Genomic DNA, 18,736 nt, shown 5'->3' on the forward strand with positions numbered 1-18,736 from the left:
ATGGCAAAATCCGAAAGCACAAAAATAGAGTTTGGTTATTTTCACGATTATGAATCGGAACAGTTTGCTTTTTACCGTATTCCCAAAGTATTATTCACAGATGAATATTTCCGTAATCTGTCCAGCGATGCAAAGGTTCTTTATGGGCTGATGCTGGACAGAATGGCTTTGTCTATCAGAAATAATTGGGTGGACAATGAGGGGAAAGTTTATATCATATTTACATTGGAACAAGTGATGGAATATATGAACTGCGGAAAAGACAAAGGTGTGAAAATTCTTGCAGAATTAGATACTGATAAAGGAATTGGTTTGATTGAAAGAGTAAAGAGAGGATTGGGAAAACCAACAATTATTTATGTAAAGAGCTTTGTATATAGAAAAGAAAAAGTATTAGATTCGGCAGAGAATGATAACCGAAGTCAAGAAGTCGGAAAAGCCGAAGTCAAGAGTTCGGAAAAACCGAAGTCTGGAGTTCTGGAAAGTCGAAGTCAAGAGTTCGGAAAAACCGAAGTCTGGAAGTCGGAAAAATCGAAGTCTGGAGTTCGGAAAAACCGAAGTACAGAAGTCGGAAAAACCGACCCTAATAATACTAATTATAATTATACTGATATTAGTAATACTGACAGAAGTAATACTGATCTTATCAATCTTTCAGATTCTTCCGAACAGCAGTCAATGGATTTGATGGAAGAGATGAAGCTATTCCAGATGAATACTGCACTTGTAAAAAGAAATATTGAATATGACTGTCTTGTACAACGATGCAGATTAGGGGAACAGCAACAGTTGGATGAAATTGTGGCACTAATTGTGGAAACAATCAGCATAGAACGGGAGAATATTACAATCAGTGGAGTGAAATACCCATATCAGTTCGTAAAAAGCAGATTATTGTTGCTGGAAGAAAGCCACATAGAGTATGTACTTGACTGTCTGCATGAGAATACCAGGGAAGTAAAGAACATAAAAGCGTACTTGCTTACCTGTCTTATGAATTCAATAACGACAATAGGCAATTATTACCAGGCAAAAGTAAATCATGATATGTACGGAGGTGGCATATGAGAGGAAAAGAAATTATAACAAAATTGATAATTCCTGGTGCAATAGCTATGATTATCTGCTTAATTGTTCACCCTATGTGCATGAATGGTGAAATATTAGACTGGAGAAAATTATTGCTTTTTGTGGGAATACCTTTCGGAATCCAGAAAATGTTTTTGTTGGTCGTTCCAAGAAATGTGGGGACAGGGGAAATGCTTGGTTTGGTGGTACTTAAACTGATGGTAGGAAGTTTGATTGGAATAGGGGTTCTTGCCTGGAGATTATTAGCTGTAGCAGGCATTTTGCTAAAAAACGGCATTTCTGGAATTATATGGATCATAAAAAGACTGAAAGAAATGGTGATCAAAAATGAGCGAAAAGCAACTGGAAAAATTGTATTATAGCATTTATCCAATGAATCAATGTGAGACACAAAGTAAAAGTTATGAAGAGACAAAGGAACTGTGTGAAACATTAGAAAAGGAAATGATAAGTCTAATGAGTCCGGATCTGCAGGCAATGTTTGAGGATTACAAGGAATATACTTTAAATCTTAAACAAACAGAACAGAGAGACGCTTACATAGATGGATTAGCGTTTGGGATTCGCACAATTTCGGAAGCCTTTTTACATGAGAACAAAAATAGAATATGGTGATTGAAAAAGCAGTCTGTCAAGGCTGCTTTTTCTGTACCGCTTACATAGGAGGATGAGATGTGATTGATTTGATAATTATTATTATGGCAGGAATAGTGCTTTTGTTTTTGCTGTCTTGTTGCTTTATGGTTGCAAGGCTATTGGATGAGGAAATATCTATGTATGGATATGAAGGAAAAGAAAACTGGGAAAGGGAACAACTTCCCGACAAATTGTCGAGAAGTTCAACAGATGAAAGACATGGAGATAAATGAAAAGATTCGTTATTTTCGGAAACAGAGAGGGCTATCGCAGGAGCTGCTTGCAGAACGAACAGGAATTAATGTGAATACAATTCGGAAGTATGAAATAGGCATACGAAAGCCGAAAGTAGAACAATTAAAGAAAATTGCGGATGGACTTGAAATTAGTGTAATAGAATTTTTGGATATTGAAATAGAAAATGAAGCGGACTTGATTGCTATGCTGAAAAAAATCAGTCCGTTTTTTAAATGGGACGGATTGCTTCATGTATTGGTGGGGGAAAAGTTTTTATGATTGGTGTTGGAAGTGCATTGGTATCACTGTTGCTGATCTTTGTTTGTTATTCACTGACACTGACAGCGAAAAGAGCAGATGAAAATTTATTGATGATTTGTGAAAAGAATCAGAAAAATGAAGAAGAGAGAGGAAACCGAGAAATGGAATCACAGAGAGACATTTTAAGAGTAATTGAAAAAGAAATCAAAAAAGGAAGTGCGCCAGTTGCATTTGCAGGTTTGGGGTTTTCCGAGGAATGTTATCATTTGGTAGATAGTCAGGCTAAGATGAACCAACTTTTAGATTATTTTTTTCGCAATGAAGAATACGCAGCTTTGGCAGAGCGGCAGGTGAAAAGTAATATCTATGCAGAAATGGGCAAAAGGCTGAATTTCCGTAGTGCCAGATCTGATCGAGACAGAAAGAATATGGAGGTAGCGGCAAAACGATGGATTAAGAAAAAGCATCCAACATTTGATGGTGATGTATATGTCGAAAATATCCGGTGTTTTCTGGACATTTCCCAAGAAGAGTTAGAAAAACGTAAATGTACAGTCAATGAACAGGATACGACAGCACTTATTTTCAGCCAGAAACATCTTGAAGCATTATACTTGCAATGTCTTATGCACAGACGAAATGCGATGCAAGAGATTCCGGAATTAAAAGGTTTGTCAGAAACGTGCAACAGGATTTATAAATTGCAGGATGTAGATGTATTATTCCAATGCCTGCTGATGGATCAGATGGATTGGGAAGAAGAAAAGTTATATGTGCAGTTCAGCACAATTTATTTATTGAAGCAGACAGTGAAAAATTAAAACCCATGACTTCTCGACAATTTGTCGGGAAGTGGAAAGGAGTCAAATTCCAATGAAAATATATCTCCCCCATCTGTTAGTACCACCGTAATTTGCGGATCAGAGTCGAAAGGAGGCGTGCAAATTGCAGGAAGAAGTTACACAGAAAACAATCGCATTGTCGGTTAAAACTGCAAGAGTGACTGCCGACGTGTTAAAAAATATGCTGCGGAAGTATCTGTCAGGACAGAAGCAAAAGGGAAAGAATCCTTACAAGGTTGGAAAACAGTCATACAAAGAACTGAAAAGCCAGGGTTCTGGTTTATCCAATATTGAAATCACAGATGGAAATATCAAGTCTTTTGAGCGTGTGGCGAAGAAATACCGCTTAGATTTTGCCTTGAAAAAAGACAGTTCGACCAAGCCACCGACTTACTATGTGTTCTTTAAAGGGCAGGATACAGAAATGATGAATCTGGCATTTAAGAAATATTTGGGTGTACAGATGAATAAAAAGGATAAACCATCTATTATGAAAAAACTTATGCACTTTAAGGATGCTGTGTCTAAAGGAAAGAACAGAGAACGAGCAAGAGAACAGCAGAAAGACAGAGGGCAGAGTTTATGACGGAGAAAAAACAGCAGCATAAGAAGAAAAGAGGAAAAGTTCAGCATATCAGAGGCTCTCCGAAAAAGAGAAAAATATCTGGAAAAGCTTTTTTTTCTTCAGAGAGTATCCCAGGAAAAATTCTTGCGGATGTGAAAAATCAGATTACGGATAAGGCAAGTGAATTGAAGAGGGCAGATCAGAAAAAGCTGTTTTTAGCTAATTTCCCCTATCTGATGTTTGCTTATTTTTTCAATAAGATTGCCTGGCTGTATCGGGTAAACACCGGAGCAACTTCCTGGGATAAATTTATGAACACTATTACTTATTTTGAACTGGCGTTTCGGAATCTCTGGCCAAGCTTGAATCATATGGATCTGTTTTGGGGAATTACAGGAGGCGTGGCTGTAAAGTTTATTATTATTTACCGCACGAAAAATGCCAGGAAATATCGGCTGGGTGTGGAGTATGGTTCTGCCAGATGGGGAACAGAAAAAGATATACGACCATATGCTGATCCTGAATTTGAAAATAATATTATTCTCACAGAAACAGAGAGTCTTACTATGTCAAGCAGACCAAAGAATCCGAAATACGCCAGGAATAAAAACATTCTGGTAATTGGCGGTTCCGGTTCTGGAAAAACCAGATTTTTTGTAAAGCCTAACATTATGCAGATGCACAGCTCTTATGTGATTACTGATCCAAAGGGAACTGTGCTTCTGGAGGTTGGCAGTATGCTGGCAAAAGGCAGTCCGATGACGGATGAGAATGGAAAAATAGTGCGGGACAAAGAGGGAAAAGTTATATACGAACCGTATAAAATCAAAGTTTTGAATACAATTAACTTCAAAAAATCCATGCACTATAATCCATTTGTATATATCCGCAGTGAAAAAGATATTCTAAAACTGGTAACAACTATTATTGCTAATACCAAAGGTGAAGGGCAGCAATCGGGTGAGGATTTTTGGGTAAAGGCGGAAAAACTCTATTATTGTGCCCTGATTGGTTATATCTGGTATGAAGGCAGGGAAGAAGAAAAGAATTTCAATACTCTGTTGGAAATGATCAATGTGTCAGAAGCCAGGGAAGATGATGAGAATTTCAAGAATCCAGTAGATCTGATGTTTGATGAACTGGAGCAGAAAGCCCCGAACCATTTTGCAGTAAGGCAGTACAAAAAATACAAGCTGGCTGCCGGTGATATATGCTCTAAGTGACTTCTTAATCATGATTTTGTCATGGTTAGTGAAGCAATCACTTAGAGCATTTTTGTTTCAGGAGGTACAGCCATGAGAAATGAAAAAATTACCCCTCTGTATGAGCGTTTGAGCCGCGATGATGAGTTACAGGGCGAGAGTAACTCCATATCGAACCAGAAAAAGATGTTGGAGGACTTCGCCCGCCGGAACGGGCTTCCGAACCCCACTCACTTCACCGATGACGGCGTATCGGGAACTCGTTTTGACCGCCCTGGCTTTCTGGCAATGATGGAGGAAGTCGAGGCCGGACGGGTGGAGGCCATCGTCATAAAAGACATGAGTCGCCTGGGGCGCGATTATCTGAAAGTCGGCCAGGTCATGGAGATTTTGCGGCAGCGCGGTGTCCGGTTGATTGCCATCAACGACGGTGTGGACAGTCTGAAAGGCGATGACGATTTTACGCCCTTCCGTAACATTATGAATGAGTTTTACGCCCGCGACACCAGCCGGAAAATCCGCTCTGTGTTCAAGTCCAAAGGCATGAGCGGCAAGCACCTGACCGGCACCGTTATCTACGGCTATCTGTGGGACGAAAAGCGGGAACACTGGCTTGTGGACGAAGAAGCCGCCGAAGTGGTACGCCGTATCTTTTCCCTCACACTGGAGGGATATGGGCCTTACCAGATCGCCTGCAAATTATCCACAGACCGGATTGAAATTCCTGTCGTACACCTTGCCCGCTTCAACGAGGGTGTGAACCGTTCAAAGCCGGTCAAAGACCCCTATGGATGGGGATCATCTACCATCGTGAACATTTTGAAAAAACGAGAGTATTTAGGGCATACCATCAATTTCAAGACCCGTAAGCACTTTAAGGACAAGAAAAGCCACTATGTTTCTGAGGACGAATGGACGATCTTTGAGAATACCCATGAAGCCATTATCGACCAGCAGACCTTTGATTTGGCGCAGAAAATCCGCAGCAATGTACGGCGTTATCCAAACGGCTGGGGCGAAGCGGCTCCCCTCACAGGATTACTCTATTGTGCCGATTGCGGCGGCAAGATGTATGTTCACCGTACTAACAATGGCAAGCGGATTTCTCAATATACCTGTTCCAATTATACCAAAGTTCCGTGTGGGACACTATGCCCTACACAACACCGTATCAATGAGAGTGCTGTTCTGACATTGGTTTCCGACACGCTCCGGGCTATTGCTGAATATTCCAGAAATGACCGGACGGAATTTATTCACACTGTTCAGGAGACGCAGGTTGCTCAACAGAGTGCCGATATATCGAAAAAGCGCAGGCGTCTGGCTGCTGCCCAAAAGAGAGCTGGAGAACTGGAAAAACTGATTTGCAAAATCTATGAGGACAACGCCCTCGGCAAGCTGCCGGATGCACGATATAAGGCGCTTGATGCACAGTATGCCAAAGAGCAGGATGCACTTGAGATTGAAATTGCGGAGCTGGAAAAGGCTGTTACCGGCTACGAGCAAAGCCAGAAATCAGCGGAGAAATTTATAGCCCTGATTGATAAGTACGAGAATTTTGACACTCTGACAAACACCATGCTCAACGAGTTTGTAGAGAAAATCCTTGTCCACGAACGCGCCCGAAAAGGCAGCCAGGACACTACGCAGGAGGTTGAAATCCACTTCAATTTTGTGGGCCGGTATATCCCGCCCGCCTTGCAGCCGGTTCCACTGACCCCGGAAGAACAAGAAGAACTGCGGAAGAAGGAGGAACGCAAGGACAGGCTTCACCAGAACTACTTACGCCGCAAGGCCAACGGCAAGCAGAAGGAATGGGAAAAACGCTACAACGCCAAACGCAAGGCCCAGGTGGAGGCAGCAAAGGCCACAATCCGGGCCGAGGACATGGAGAAGGGCATTTTTACCACCGTCAGCCAGTTACCCAGGCAGGAGCCGCGCAAGGCCACCGTATCGGCCAGTGCCACAGTTTAACCATTACAGTGCAAAGGAGAATGAACATGAGCGAATTGACTTACACCCGCTGCGGAGATTACTACATCCCTGATCTGAAACTTTCCGAGCAGCCGGAGGCCCCCATCGGCAAGTATGGCCGTATGCGGCAACGCTACCTGAAGGAACACCGGCCCGGCCTTTATAGCAGCTTGATTTTGAGCGAAAAGCTGTACCCGCACCTGTTGGAGATTGATCGGGCGGCGCGGGAGCGGATGGACGCCATGCTGCCCCGCATGATGGAGGCGGCGGGCGTCACCGAGGAACTGAAAGCCCGTGCCCCCATGCGCTGGGTGGGGCTGATGAACACATTAACGGCACAGATTGAGGAAATTTTACTCAGGGAACTGATTTGCAGCTGAATGGGAGGTGTGGGAAATGCTGACCTTTGAAAAGGTTCTGGAAGTGTTTCAGGCATATCTGGATGATGACCCTCTGTATGAGGTGGTTCAGACCAGCCACGGTTATACATTGATGGCATGGGAACCCCACCGGAATGACTGGTATAGCGCCGAGATACAGAAAACCCCAGAGGATTTACGGAACGCTTTGCTGGGTACATACGCCAACTTTCTGGAAGATAAAATTACCGGAAACGAGCGTGAACTGACTGTGACAGAAACCAGAGAAATCCAGCAGAGGTGTCAGGAACTTTTGGAAAAGTGCCGGGAACCTTGATATAGAAATGCCAGAAGGAGGCCGCGATTATGCGTCCTCCTTCTGCTTCGCAGTCTGTTCCATTTTGAGCGCCCCGTCTATGGCACCTTCGATAATCGGCAGGTATTCTTCAGGGCAGAGTTTCAGCTTGTGGCTGACCCGTTGCCGCTGTTCGCTTTCTTCCCGCATGATCTCCGGGTTAAAATACCGTTCCACGGGAAGTCCGCAGATCTTAATCAATTGGATCATCACAGGCAGGCTCGGAATTGCACCTTGATTCTCAATGTTGGCAAGATACCGCCATTCAATCCCAACCATTTCCGCCAATGTTTTTCGTGCCAGACGCTTTGCCTCTCGTGCGGCTTTGACATCTGCGCCGAAGGTTTCAAAACCGGGACAATCTTCAACTTTCGCCATATAATATCACCCTGTTACATTGTATAATTCATACTTCGCCTGTGGAATGTCACTGTATGCAGGTTAGTTGAAGTTTATAATTCATATCCCGTTTCTTGCATTGTTCGAAAAAGAGAACTATAATGTACTCTGTGGAGGTGCGAAATGGACTATATGACATTGAAAGAGGCCGCCGAAAAGTGGGGCGTGACACCTCGTAGTGCAAATTATTATTGCGCTGGTGGGCGTATCCCTGGCGCTGTGAATATGGCTGGTGTTTGGCTGATCCCAAAGGACGCGGAAAAGCCGACTGATAGACGCAGAAAGGAGTTTCAACATGAATAATGTTTTAATTATCGAAGATGATAAAGAAATTTGCGTTATGATAAAAGACCATCTGGAAAAGTACAATTATCAAGTCTTCTTCACACTTACTGGTGCAAATGCGATTGAACGTATAAAAGAATTATCCCCAGATTTAATTATTTTAGATTTAATGCTTCCTTTTATCAGTGGAGATGAGTTAATTAGAAATATCAGAAAATTTTCAGACGTACCTGTAATTGTTGTTTCTGCAAAAAGTTTAACATTCAACAAAGTCGAACTGCTACGCTTGGGTGCTGATGACTATTTAACAAAGCCGTTTGATTTGGACGAATTACTAGCGCGAATTGAACGCAATTTGCTAAGAAGTCAAAAAGATACTCCCAATCTTTGTTTGACCTTTGGAGAACTTTCCATTAATACATCTTCAAAAATAGTTACTGTTGCAGACGAAATTATTGTGCTTACAGCAAAAGAGTATCAACTTGTAGAACTACTGGCGAAATATCCTGATAAAGTTTTTTCTAAGCAAAATCTTTATGAAAGTATTTGGCAAGAACCATTTGCAAGGGATAATGATGTCATTAACACACATATAAGTAACTTACGAAAAAAATTAAAGGGCGAAGGCTGCCGAATTAAGACCATATGGGGCTTGGGTTACCGATTTGCAAAGTGAGCTTTAGATAATCTTTAGCTTTACCTTTAGATTATTCAAGGAATTGTCTGCGATACTAAATAACAAGAAAGGAGCTGTGAAAAAATGAACGTAACAGTTTTTGAAGCTATCAACATCACAAAAAAGTATCGCAATACACTAGCCCTAAATCAAGTATCTATGTCTGTAATGCAAGGAGATATTTATGGGTTTATCGGAGAAAACGGTGCCGGTAAAACAACAATGATTCGTTTACTAACCGGACTGGCAGAACCTACTACTGGCAAAATTGCTTTATTCGGTGAAAGCAATAAGAAACTTGCAAAGCAGCGTGAGCGCATTGGCTGTATTATTGAGAGCCCTTCTCTTTATCTTGATATGACAGCCTATGAAAATTTGGAGGTACAACGTTTGCAACGCGGTATTCCAGGAAAAGGTTGCATTGATAATGCTTTAGCATTAGTTGGTTTGAAAGATACCGGAAAGAAAAAAGCAAAAGATTTCTCTTTGGGTATGCGGCAGAGACTAGCTCTCGCAATCGCTTTGCTTGGGAATCCTGAATTTCTCGTACTAGATGAACCAATTAACGGACTAGACCCTACTGGAATTATCGAATTAAGAAACTTACTCAAAAGACTAAATAAAGAACGTGGAATCACTATTTTGATTTCAAGTCACATTCTCACGGAACTTCATCAATTAGCAAATAGATATGGTATCTTACATGAGGGGAAACTTTTACAGGAAATTACCGCTACAGAGTTAGACAAACGCTGCAAAAAGCATTTGTTGTTGCAAGTGAATGATGTAGCTGCTGCTAGTGTTTTATTGGAAAGCAAACTGAATACTTCAAATTTTTCTGTTATGCCAGACAAAAGTATTCATCTATATGATTATGTTGAAAATGCCGGAAAAGTATCAGCGTTGCTAAGTGCAAATAACATTACGATTTATCAGTTAGCACAATCTGGAGATAGTCTTGAAACTTATTACACTAATTTGATAGGAGGGTGCCAAAATGATTAACCATTTTAAAGCTGAATTTTATAAATTGCGTCACTCAAAGATATTGATAACTATATTAGGCGTATGTGCGGCGGTTATAATGGTCTCTTTTGCACTTGGTGACATGACTTTTTTTGGAGCCGGAGATGGAACAGAAAGTGTAATCGGATTTCAAGCTAAGTGTTATCTATCTAGTGAAATACCAACGTTTCAAACTGTTGCCCGCTCATCTCTTGCATATACAGCCTTTTTCTGGATTATTGGCATTTTATTTGCAACCATATTTTTTACAAAAGAATATAATACGGGTACAATCAAATTATCTGTTGCATACGGCACTAAACGAACTATTCTCTACTACACCAAAGCGATTACAATATTGGTGGTGTCTCTGATAACGTATCTGATTTTTGTAGCTACATTTTTCGTTATTGAAATCATACAATCCGGTTACATTCCAACTGCGAGTGAAGTAATAAACCTTTTGGGATGGGCTCTTGCTTGCGGAACGGTTTTATTAGCATTAGAAAGCATTTCTATTTTTTTATGTGTCGTTATTCAAAATACAGGGATTGTAACAGGGATTTGCTGCTTATATGTATTCAGTGGAGCGTCTGTTTACTTAATGCTATGGAGTGATATGGAGACGGTTTCAATACCCTTAAAATTTTTTGTATATGGAAATCCTATGTACTATTGGATGAATTTCAGCTCTTGTCGCACAATGGGTATTATTGAGCATTTACCATTCTATTTCATAGGGTGCATTTCTCTTTTGATTGTTGGCGGTCTTATTATGATTAGAAAAGAAATCAAGTAAAAGGGAGGTAGAATATGGGTTGGGCGATTATGTTTCTTGTTCTGATAGCATTGGTCATTATCCTTTCAATTTCTTTAATTAACTGGAAAATACAGATATATAAAGTAATCGTCCAACTAAATGCTATTCTGAATAGAAAAACGAAAAAGTTAGTTACAGTGTCTTTATCTGATAGGCGGTTAGAGCATTTGGTTGAAATCATAAATCAGATTGTATCAAAAGATAATATTTATCTGGGCGAAATTCAAAAAAAGGAGAATGAATTAAAAGAGAATATTTCTTGCCTTTCTCATGATTTACGGACACCACTAACTTCCATTCGCGGATATTTGCAACTTCTATCAAGTGCGCCTGATGAAAAAAGAGCGGAATATATTTCAGCATTATCCGGAAAAGCATTGAGATTAGAACGTCTCATAGATGACTTTTATCAAATCTCTCTTTTAGAAGCAGGACAATATCCATTTTACTATGAAAAGGTTGAGCTATGCTCATTGCTTACTGAAATCCTGCTAGACAATTATTCGATTTTCAGCGTTAATGGAATTGAACCCCAAATAGAAATACCTAATATGGACATCTATCTTAATGCTGACAGAAAGGCGTGTATTCGCATTATACAAAATCTTATATTCAATGCGGTAACATCCACTACAAATAATGTTGTAATTCAACTAATTAATATCGCAGATTCTGTACAACTCTGTATTAAAAATCCTGTTGCATCTATTCCTACAGAAGAATATTCAAAACTGTTGGAACGCTTTTATGTAGCAGATGTTTCAAGAAGTAATGGTACGTCTGGACAAGGACTTTACATTGTGAAAAAGCTATTACTTATGATGAATTGTACAAATCCAATAATTGAAATACATGACCATAATTTTATGATTACGATTGATTTTTCGCCCTTACTCATAAAGAAATAATCTGCCGGACGACGGCAAAAGAAAAAAAGCCGTCGCAAAGCAGAGGTATTTTCACGCGCCATTTCTAAATTACGGCGGCTTTGATTTTCAGAGCCGCCGTTTCTTTTTGCCTATCGGCAAGTCTACGACGACCCTAACACCGTGTAAATCCACGGCGGCATATAGGAGGATTGCCGCCGTGTCTATGCTTGCCTTTTTTCACAGTACCCATGACCTGCACCAGCTAAAAAAAGCCTGTTCCCAGCAGCGGAGCAATGCGGTCAGAAGTATGCACTATACCATGTAACTAAACAGCAAAATATACTCTATTACGCTCGTATGGCTTTATGCCGTCCGGGCGCTTTTTTGTCCCTGTGGAGCCGGAACATCGGGTCAGCATGGCTCGAACTTTATCCCCAGTGCCGTTCTCCGCCGCCCCCATTCAGATTTACCAAAAAAATCTGAATGGAGGAAAGGCAGATGGAAGTTACCATCAATTATAACGGACAAGCTGTGGCCGTGGAGGTTACGCTGGAAGTCTATGAATTTCTTGACCGGGCCGATCATAAAACGGAGAACCTGTTCCATGAACAGCGGCGGCATTGGGACGGGCGGGAGTTTGACGAGTACATAGCTTTTACCGAGGGCGTGGGCGTTTACAGTGAAACGCCGGAGGAATACCTTTGCCGCATGGAAACGCTGCATGAGCTGATGGCTGTTCTGGACACCTGTACCGAGGCCCAGCGCCGCCGGTTCCTGCTCTATGCGCTTGACGGGCTGAGCCTTGCAGAGATTGGTGTGCTGTGCGGCTGCTCCAAAGTGGCTGTGTATCAAAGTGTGGAGGCGGTCAGAAAAAAATTTATAAATTTCTTTGAGAACAGGCTTAACGAATGACCTGTTTTCGGGCTACCAAGTGAAAGGGATCATTTCCCTTATCTCGGCGAGGGGCGGACAGCGGACGAGCTGTCCGCCTCTCCGATTTTCAGGAGGTAAGCCTATGAAAACAATCAATCTGCGGTGGATGTATCCCCACTACCGGCATGACGAGTTTGTGGATGTTACGGACGAGGTATGGGCAGCGATGTATCAGGCCAAGCGGGAGATGGAGAACTATGAGCGTCGGAAAGTCTACCACCGCGCCTACTACTCTCTGGACGCATACAGCTGGCTGGAAAATTACGCACTGGAACACAGCAGATCGCCGGAAGATATTTTGCTGGAACGAGAAGAAATGACCACCCGCCTATACCTGATTGCAGCTCTGCCGGTGGCTCTGGCTCATGCCACTCCGACACAGGCCCGCCGTGTTCACGCCTACTACATTGCTGGTATCAAGCAGCCGGAAATCTCTCGGATAGAGGGCGTCCACAGCAGCAAGGTTAGCGTTGCCATCCGCCGGGGTCTGCGGAATATGCGCCGCTGCTATGATGGCCTTTTCCAAACAGAGTGAGGGCGTGCCTATGCAGACTATCAATCTCAAACAATATTATCCATTTTGCAAAGAGGACATTTTTTTGGAGGTGTCCGATGAGATCGTCGAAGCGTTTCTTCTGGATAAGAGAGCCGAGGCCGCCAGAGATCGCAAGATGTTCCGGTATAAGGCGTTTTATTCCCTCGATTGTAACGATGGAATCGAAAATGCTGCAATCGGCTGGGCGCAGCCATCGCCAGAGGATCATCTGATAGAAAAAGAGGAATTAGCCGAATACGAAGAACTGATACGGCGATTGTACGAAGCCATTTCTTCCCTGCCACCTATGCAGGCCCGCCGTGTCCATGCCCGCTATATGCTGGGTATGAAAGTGAAAGATATTGCCGCAATGGAGGGTATCACGCCATCACAGGCGGGAAAATCCATCCATGCCGCACTGCGGAGGCTGCGCCGGTACTTTGCTCGACAGAAATGGACGGTCAATCTATGAGTATTTCCAAAGAAAAGAGGTGCCTGACATGAACGAAAAAATTACAGCCCACCCCCAAAAAGAAGAACGGGAGAAAGTCCTGAAGGAGATTCGACAGCTTGAAAACCGCAAGAAGATTTTGGAGAACAAGCAGCGGAACGAAGAACGCAGGGTTCGCACCCGCCGCCTGATTGAGCGCGGAGCCATTTTGGAGGGTATTTTTCCGCTGCTTCCCAACCTTTCCGGCGCAGAGGTCAAAGCATTTCTGATTGCCCTGTCCCATCTTCCGGGGGCTGTGGAATTGACTGCAAACCTGCCAAAATCCGGGAACACGCCATAAGTCCCTTGTTTACAAGGGCGCACTTATACACCGTTGCCGGTGCTGTGCGCCCTGCCGGGGGCGTTGCGTACTTCGTCCGCGATGGGAAGCTACGCTCCCCAAACCCCTTGTGCGCTCTGCGCAGCCAGACACCCGCTTTGCGTTTGTCCGGCTCCACAGAGCCTGTTATCCCCTCACTAAAAGGAGGTGTTCCCCATAGATTTCTGTCATATCCCCGTCAGTATTATCAAGCGCAGCGCAGGCCGTTCTGCCGTTGCCGCAGCTGCTTACCGCAGCGGAACCAAGATGACAAATGAATGGGATGGAATGACCCACGACTACACCCGGAAAGGCGGCATTGTCCATGCGGAGATCATGCTGCCCGCCCACGCCCCGCCGGAATTTGCAGACCGTTCTATCCTCTGGAACAGCGTGGAGCAAATCGAGAAAGCAAGGGACAGCCAGCTTGCCCGCGAGATTGAAGCAGCCCTGCCCCGTGAACTGTCCGGCGAACAGCAGCTTGCCCTTGTGCGTGCCTATGTGAAGGACAACTTTGTAGACAAAGGAATGTGCGCCGACTTTGCTATCCATGACAAGGGAACCGGCAACCCTCATGTCCATATCATGCTGACGCTCCGGCCTCTGAAAGAAAATGGCGCATGGGGCGCAAAGTGCCGCAAGGCATACGATCTGGACGAGAATGGACAGCGTATCCCGGATGGGAAAGGCGGCTGGAAAAATCATCGAGAGGATGCGACCAACTGGAACGATAAAGGGAATGTGGAGATTTGGAGGGCAGCGTGGGCGGCCTACACCAACCGGGCGCTGGAATCTGCCGGCAGACCGGAGCGCATTGACCACCGCAGTTACAAGCGGCAGGGCATTGATAAGATTCCCTCTGTCCATCTGGGGCCAGCCGCCAGCCAAATGGAAAAGCGCGGCATCCGCACCGACAAGGGAGAAGTCAACCGGCAGATCGCCGCCGACAATAAGCTGCTGAAAGAAATCAAGGCCCGCATTACCCGTCTTTATCGCTGGTCGAAAGCCGAAACGGAAAAACCACAAACACAGCAAAGCAGCTTGACAGCTTTGTGGGAGGCTCAGCAGCAGTTGAACGCTCCCCACACCCGCACCGGCAAAATCCGGGCTTTGCAGGAAAGAGCTGCACTATTCAGCTTTTTGCAGGCAAACGGCATCCAGTCTATGCAGCAGCTTCATGAAAAAATCGCTGATATGAACAGCCATTACTATGACTTGCGTGGAAGGATCGTCAAGACCGAGCGCCGGATCGCCATTCTTACCGAACGCGGGGAGATGTGGGAACAGTACAACCAGTACAAGTCCATCCACAAGCAGCTTGCCAAAGTAAAGCCGGAAAAACGGGAACCGTTTGAACAGCGCCACAGCCGGGAACTGATCCTCTATGACGCAGCGGCCCGGTATCTGAAAGAACTGAAAGACAGCGGCGAGGCAATCACCCCAAAGGCATGGCAGCTGGAAATTGACCAGCTGGCCGCTGGAAAGCAGACGGACACGCTTGCCATGAAATCCATGCGGGAGGATTTGAAAGCAGTGGAACGGCTCCGCAAAACCGCCGAGCAGCTGTCCAGACAGGAACGGGACAAGTCTCACGACCGGGAGCCGGAGCGGTAAGGGCTACCGCGTTTCACGACATACTTTTGCACACAGAAAAACCGCCGTACAGGTTTCCCCATACGGCGGCAGACTGTTTATTTGCCGAACAAGTCGCTGTGTGTGCCGGTGCGGGCCAGCGTCAGCACCAGAACATCATCTTCTATGCGGTAGACAAGCAGCCAGTCCGGGAGAATGTGACATTCCCGATGGCCTGCCCAATCGCCGGACAGGTCATGGTCACGGTTCTTATCTGGCAGCGGTTCGCCCATCGCCAGCAACGCTACGACCTGCTCCAGCACCTCGATCTTCAAGCCACGCTTGATGGCTCGTTTGTAGTCTTTTTTGAAACTGGTCGTGTACTTGACGGTATATTTGGTTTCTTTCATCTTTTCAGGTCAGCAAATAACTCGTCAAGGTCATTGTAGCCCTTTACAGACGGGTCTTTTGCAATCCTTTCCGCTTCCAGCATGGCAGCAACCGTTTCTTTGTTCGGCTGTTCCAGCCTTACTTCAAAGGGAATGCCGCCTTCACGAAGCGACTGGCGCACAAAGATGTTAAACGCCGTAGTCAGGTTCATGCCAAGTTCAGTAAACAGTGCGTCCGCCTGCGCTTTCAAATCTGCGTCCATGCGGATACTGATGTTTGTGGTATTTCCAGCCATACGATCAACCCCTTTCTGCTGGCAATTATAGTATATGCCATTTGCACGAAGAAAACAATACTTTGCACGAATATTTAACAGTAAATTCATTGAAGGAGGTCACTGTATGAAGCAAATTATTTTGCCCGTCACTATCCACCTGAATATCCGCCTGCCCCTTGCCCTCTTGCAGCCGGAATCGGCAGACGCGCCCACTGGCCCGGAGCCGGAGGCCCATGCCTGCCAGGGCTGCGGCAACTGCGGCGGGTGTGGGAAGTGCCAGCATGAAAAAAAGCAAGCCTGAACCCGTCCCCGTCATGGACTACCGCCAGTACCGCAGAGCGCGGCGGCTGGTACATGAGTGCTGCAACTATGACGGCGGCCACTGTATCGCGCTGGATGATGGGGAGGAATGTGTCTGCGTCCAGTCCATTTCCTACTCCCTGTTGTGCCGGTGGTTCCGGGCGGCGGTGCTGCCGCTGGACAGAGAACTGGAAACGGCCCTGTTCCACCGCCTGGACGCCAAACGGTGCGCCGTCTGCGGGGCGCTGTTTACTCCCGGCTCCAACCGAGCCAAATACTGCCCGGAATGTGCCGCGCGCATGAAGCGGATCAACGCCGCAAAGCGCAAGCGGAAACAACGGGAGAAATGTCACGCTTTAGGGGCAGAAAAACCCTTGTAAATCAAGGCTTTTTTCGAGGGTGTCAAAGGCAGGCTGATAGGATTTATCCTCCGCCCCCTAAAACGGCCTTAAAATGCGTACAGAATCCCAAGAGAACCCCAAAGGAGGAACCCTATGTCAGACAACCGAAAATATTATTACCTGAAACTCAAAGAAAACTATTTTGACGATGATTCCATCGTGCTGCTGGAAAGTATGCAGGACGGTGTGCTGTATTCCAACATTCTGCTCAAGCTGTATCTGAAATCGCTGAAACATGGTGGACGGCTTCAACTTGACGAGGACATTCCTTACACGGCGCAGATGATCGCCACCATTACCCGCCAGCAGATCGGCACTGTGGAGAGAGCCTTGCAGATCTTTTTGAAGCTGGGTCTTGTGGAGGTGCTGGACAGCGGCACATTCTACATGAGCAACATCGAACTTTTAATCGGCCAGTCCTCTACCGAGGCTGAGCGAAAGCGGGCTGCGAGGCTCCAAAATAAGGCGCTTTCTGCGCTCCGGACAAGTGGCGGACATTTGTCCGACATTGGTCCACCAGAGATAGAGATAGAGTTAGAGAAAGAGATAGAGATAAAGAGAGAGATAGAGAAGGGACACTCCGCCCGCGCCTATGGCCGTTACCAGAATGTTTTCCTGACGGACGAGGAAATGGCAGACTTGCAGGCCAGCTTTCCCACCGTATGGGGTCAGTACATCGAAAAGCTGTCCGAGTACATGGCCTCTACCGGCAAGCGGTATCAGAGCCATGCCGCCACCATCCGGCGCTGGGCCGGTGAGGACGCTAAAAAAACGATCATACCCTCACGCAACCGGGATTACAGCGTAAAGGAGGATGAAACTGTATGATTGAGATTACCGCAGAAATCCGGGCGTTCATCGACAAGGCAGCTGCTGGTGCGGAACTGGCTGAGGACGAGTATATAGATCCGTCAGACGGTCTCATTCACTGTAAGAAATGCGGCGGCCAGAGGCAGACCGTTGTGCCATGCTTTGGGAAATCCGGCTACTTTATGCCGCGTTGCATCTGCCAGTGCCAGCGGGAGGCTGAGGAGCAGCGCAAGGCTGCTGAAGAACGGCAGCGCCGCATGGAGCGTATCAAACGCCGAAAGGTACAGGGCTTGCAAGACCGTTATCTGTATGACTACACATTTTCCAATGATAACGGGCAAAACCCATTGATGGACAAGGCTCACGCCTATGTGGAGAACTGGAAAGAGGCATATAAGAGCAATATCGGGCTTTTGCTATTTGGAGATGTGGGAACCGGCAAGTCTTTTTTCGCCGGATGTATTGCCAATGCTTTGCTTGACCGGGATGTGCCGGTGCTGATGACGAACTTCCCCACCATTCTGAACCGCCTGACCGGGATGTTCCCTGAGGACAGGTCGGAGTTTATTGCCAGCTTTGACGAGTATGACCTGCTTATCATTGACGATCTGGGTGTAGAGCGCAGTACCGAATATGCTATGGAGCAGATGTTTTTCGTCATCGACAGCCGCTACCGCAGCCGCAGGCCCATGATTATCACAACAAACTTGAAACTGTCCGAGCTGAAAAACCCACCTGATCTGGCCCACGCCCGTATCTATGACCGTATTTTGGAACGGTGTGCGCCGATTCTCTTTGACGGGAAGAATTTCCGGGAAGAAAATGCCGGTGCTACCCGACAGGCAGCAAAAGACATTGTAAACAGTAAGCACGACTGATTTTTTACCGGGCGGCACAGACCCGTTCGGAGAAAGGAGCGCCATGAACAAAGAACCCCGTACTATGCAGGCGGCAGACGCCGTTACTGCGTCCAGAGCGCCGGAAAACACGCCGGCGATGGTAAAGAAAATCGGCAAGACAACCTACAAAGTTCATGTCCATTTCAGCAATACCAGCACAGAAACCATGAGCGATAAAATCAAGCGTATGCTCAAAAATGAAATTCAGCAGATGTGATAGACTGATAAACGAAGCC

Annotated in this window: 28 protein-coding genes and 1 pseudogene; 26 read left to right on the top strand and 3 right to left on the bottom strand. The window is 45.4% G+C overall.

Going from position 1 to position 18,736, the window contains the following annotated elements; genetic code table 11:
• The 11 genes and pseudogenes from EYS05_RS13090 (at window position 1) to EYS05_RS13135 (ending at window position 7,502) form a co-directional block, all read left to right on the top strand.
• Window positions 1–1,068 (top strand): DUF6017 domain-containing protein, encoded by a 1,068-nt coding sequence (locus tag EYS05_RS13090; RefSeq protein WP_118013212.1) that lies wholly within the window; start codon window positions 1–3, stop codon window positions 1,066–1,068.
• On the top strand, window positions 1,065–1,451 hold the full coding sequence (locus tag EYS05_RS13095; RefSeq protein WP_005426609.1) for a DUF6050 family protein: 387 nt from the start codon (window positions 1,065–1,067) through the stop codon (window positions 1,449–1,451). Before EYS05_RS13090 ends, EYS05_RS13095 begins: the two co-directional genes overlap by 4 nt.
• Window positions 1,417–1,704 carry a DUF6809 family protein gene (locus EYS05_RS13100; protein ID WP_015541255.1) on the top strand — a complete coding sequence of 96 codons (288 nt, stop codon included), beginning with the start codon at window positions 1,417–1,419 and terminating at the stop codon, window positions 1,702–1,704. The genes EYS05_RS13095 and EYS05_RS13100 overlap by 35 nt, the downstream gene beginning before the upstream one ends.
• Window positions 1,705–1,763: 59 nt before the next feature.
• Window positions 1,764–1,958: a hypothetical protein gene (locus EYS05_RS17495; RefSeq protein ID WP_005426607.1), complete on the top strand. Its 195-nt coding sequence runs from the start codon at window positions 1,764–1,766 to the stop codon at window positions 1,956–1,958.
• Window positions 1,936–2,241, top strand: a complete 306-nt coding sequence (locus EYS05_RS13105) for a helix-turn-helix domain-containing protein (protein WP_227094345.1) — start codon at window positions 1,936–1,938, stop codon at window positions 2,239–2,241. The genes EYS05_RS17495 and EYS05_RS13105 overlap by 23 nt, the downstream gene beginning before the upstream one ends.
• Window positions 2,238–3,044, top strand: coding sequence for a hypothetical protein (locus tag EYS05_RS13110; RefSeq protein ID WP_005426603.1), 807 nt, complete (start codon window positions 2,238–2,240; stop codon window positions 3,042–3,044). The genes EYS05_RS13105 and EYS05_RS13110 overlap by 4 nt, the downstream gene beginning before the upstream one ends.
• 124 nt (window positions 3,045–3,168) lie before the next feature.
• Window positions 3,169–3,651, top strand: a complete 483-nt coding sequence (locus EYS05_RS13115; RefSeq protein ID WP_117457903.1) for a PcfB family protein — start codon at window positions 3,169–3,171, stop codon at window positions 3,649–3,651.
• A gap of 215 nt (window positions 3,652–3,866) precedes the next feature.
• Window positions 3,867–4,835 (top strand): annotated as a pseudogene (locus tag EYS05_RS13120) (type IV secretory system conjugative DNA transfer family protein); the annotation flags it as partial.
• Window positions 4,836–4,925: 90 nt separating this feature from the next.
• Window positions 4,926–6,806, top strand: a complete 1,881-nt coding sequence (locus EYS05_RS13125; protein WP_138277341.1) for a recombinase family protein — start codon at window positions 4,926–4,928, stop codon at window positions 6,804–6,806.
• Between the two features lie 26 nt (window positions 6,807–6,832).
• Window positions 6,833–7,186 carry a TnpV protein gene (locus EYS05_RS13130; RefSeq protein ID WP_118013217.1) on the top strand — a complete coding sequence of 118 codons (354 nt, stop codon included), beginning with the start codon at window positions 6,833–6,835 and terminating at the stop codon, window positions 7,184–7,186.
• A gap of 16 nt (window positions 7,187–7,202) precedes the next feature.
• Complete coding sequence (locus tag EYS05_RS13135) at window positions 7,203–7,502, top strand: hypothetical protein (protein ID WP_117949863.1); 300 nt, start codon at window positions 7,203–7,205, stop codon at window positions 7,500–7,502.
• Window positions 7,503–7,529: 27 nt separating this feature from the next.
• Here the strand turns inward: EYS05_RS13135 and EYS05_RS13140 are convergent, their stop codons facing one another.
• The gene (locus EYS05_RS13140; protein WP_002596316.1) at window positions 7,530–7,898 is read right to left on the bottom strand and encodes a helix-turn-helix transcriptional regulator; all 369 of its coding nucleotides are present in this window, start codon (window positions 7,896–7,898) and stop codon (window positions 7,530–7,532) included.
• Between the two features lie 144 nt (window positions 7,899–8,042).
• Between EYS05_RS13140 and EYS05_RS13145 the strand changes: the two genes are divergently transcribed.
• From EYS05_RS13145 to mobQ, 10 genes are all read left to right on the top strand, one after another.
• Window positions 8,043–8,222 (top strand): helix-turn-helix domain-containing protein, encoded by a 180-nt coding sequence (locus tag EYS05_RS13145; protein ID WP_117949865.1) that lies wholly within the window; start codon window positions 8,043–8,045, stop codon window positions 8,220–8,222.
• Entirely contained in the window at window positions 8,215–8,880 is a 666-nt protein-coding gene (locus EYS05_RS13150; protein ID WP_014081151.1) for a response regulator transcription factor, read from the top strand. Before EYS05_RS13145 ends, EYS05_RS13150 begins: the two co-directional genes overlap by 8 nt.
• A gap of 84 nt (window positions 8,881–8,964) precedes the next feature.
• Complete coding sequence (locus EYS05_RS13155; protein ID WP_015533989.1) at window positions 8,965–9,885, top strand: ATP-binding cassette domain-containing protein; 921 nt, start codon at window positions 8,965–8,967, stop codon at window positions 9,883–9,885.
• A complete protein-coding gene (locus EYS05_RS13160) occupies window positions 9,878–10,684 on the top strand; it encodes an ABC transporter permease (RefSeq protein WP_055057437.1) in 807 nt (268 codons plus the stop codon). Before EYS05_RS13155 ends, EYS05_RS13160 begins: the two co-directional genes overlap by 8 nt.
• Window positions 10,685–10,698: 14 nt before the next feature.
• Window positions 10,699–11,613, top strand: coding sequence for a sensor histidine kinase (locus tag EYS05_RS13165; protein ID WP_014081148.1), 915 nt, complete (start codon window positions 10,699–10,701; stop codon window positions 11,611–11,613).
• Between the two features lie 459 nt (window positions 11,614–12,072).
• Entirely contained in the window at window positions 12,073–12,486 is a 414-nt protein-coding gene (locus tag EYS05_RS13170; protein WP_024724760.1) for an RNA polymerase sigma factor, read from the top strand.
• A 103-nt stretch (window positions 12,487–12,589) separates the two neighbouring features.
• Window positions 12,590–13,042: a hypothetical protein gene (locus EYS05_RS13175; RefSeq protein ID WP_055194993.1), complete on the top strand. Its 453-nt coding sequence runs from the start codon at window positions 12,590–12,592 to the stop codon at window positions 13,040–13,042.
• Between the two features lie 10 nt (window positions 13,043–13,052).
• Window positions 13,053–13,514, top strand: coding sequence for an RNA polymerase sigma factor (locus EYS05_RS13180; protein ID WP_138277342.1), 462 nt, complete (start codon window positions 13,053–13,055; stop codon window positions 13,512–13,514).
• Window positions 13,515–13,542: 28 nt separating this feature from the next.
• On the top strand, window positions 13,543–13,833 hold the full coding sequence (locus EYS05_RS13185; protein WP_138277343.1) for a DUF3847 domain-containing protein: 291 nt from the start codon (window positions 13,543–13,545) through the stop codon (window positions 13,831–13,833).
• A gap of 186 nt (window positions 13,834–14,019) precedes the next feature.
• Window positions 14,020–15,465, top strand: coding sequence for a MobQ family relaxase (gene mobQ / locus EYS05_RS13190; RefSeq protein ID WP_138277344.1), 1,446 nt, complete (start codon window positions 14,020–14,022; stop codon window positions 15,463–15,465).
• A 77-nt stretch (window positions 15,466–15,542) separates the two neighbouring features.
• On the opposite strand, the gene EYS05_RS13195 is transcribed toward mobQ, so the two are convergent.
• Complete coding sequence (locus EYS05_RS13195) at window positions 15,543–15,833, bottom strand: type II toxin-antitoxin system YafQ family toxin (RefSeq protein WP_066085058.1); 291 nt, start codon at window positions 15,831–15,833, stop codon at window positions 15,543–15,545.
• A complete protein-coding gene (locus EYS05_RS13200; RefSeq protein WP_005924829.1) occupies window positions 15,830–16,108 on the bottom strand; it encodes a type II toxin-antitoxin system RelB/DinJ family antitoxin in 279 nt (92 codons plus the stop codon). Before EYS05_RS13200 ends, EYS05_RS13195 begins: the two co-directional genes overlap by 4 nt.
• 106 nt (window positions 16,109–16,214) lie before the next feature.
• On the opposite strand from EYS05_RS13200, the gene EYS05_RS17500 reads away from it, so the two are divergent.
• The 5 genes from EYS05_RS17500 (at window position 16,215) to EYS05_RS13220 (ending at window position 18,717) form a co-directional block, all read left to right on the top strand.
• The gene (locus tag EYS05_RS17500) at window positions 16,215–16,391 is read left to right on the top strand and encodes a hypothetical protein (protein ID WP_009296691.1); all 177 of its coding nucleotides are present in this window, start codon (window positions 16,215–16,217) and stop codon (window positions 16,389–16,391) included.
• The gene (locus EYS05_RS13205) at window positions 16,372–16,770 is read left to right on the top strand and encodes a cysteine-rich VLP domain-containing protein (RefSeq protein WP_138277345.1); all 399 of its coding nucleotides are present in this window, start codon (window positions 16,372–16,374) and stop codon (window positions 16,768–16,770) included. Before EYS05_RS17500 ends, EYS05_RS13205 begins: the two co-directional genes overlap by 20 nt.
• A 114-nt stretch (window positions 16,771–16,884) precedes the next feature.
• On the top strand, window positions 16,885–17,619 hold the full coding sequence (locus EYS05_RS13210; RefSeq protein ID WP_138277346.1) for a phage replisome organizer N-terminal domain-containing protein: 735 nt from the start codon (window positions 16,885–16,887) through the stop codon (window positions 17,617–17,619).
• Window positions 17,616–18,479 carry an ATP-binding protein gene (locus tag EYS05_RS13215; protein ID WP_138277347.1) on the top strand — a complete coding sequence of 288 codons (864 nt, stop codon included), beginning with the start codon at window positions 17,616–17,618 and terminating at the stop codon, window positions 18,477–18,479. The genes EYS05_RS13210 and EYS05_RS13215 overlap by 4 nt, the downstream gene beginning before the upstream one ends.
• A gap of 64 nt (window positions 18,480–18,543) precedes the next feature.
• Window positions 18,544–18,717, top strand: coding sequence for a transposon-encoded TnpW family protein (locus tag EYS05_RS13220; RefSeq protein ID WP_431835026.1), 174 nt, complete (start codon window positions 18,544–18,546; stop codon window positions 18,715–18,717).
• The last annotated feature ends 19 nt before the right edge of the window (window positions 18,718–18,736 follow it).

Source organism: Blautia sp. SC05B48 (genome assembly GCF_005848555.1).
Lineage (GTDB): Bacteria > Bacillota > Clostridia > Lachnospirales > Lachnospiraceae > Blautia_A.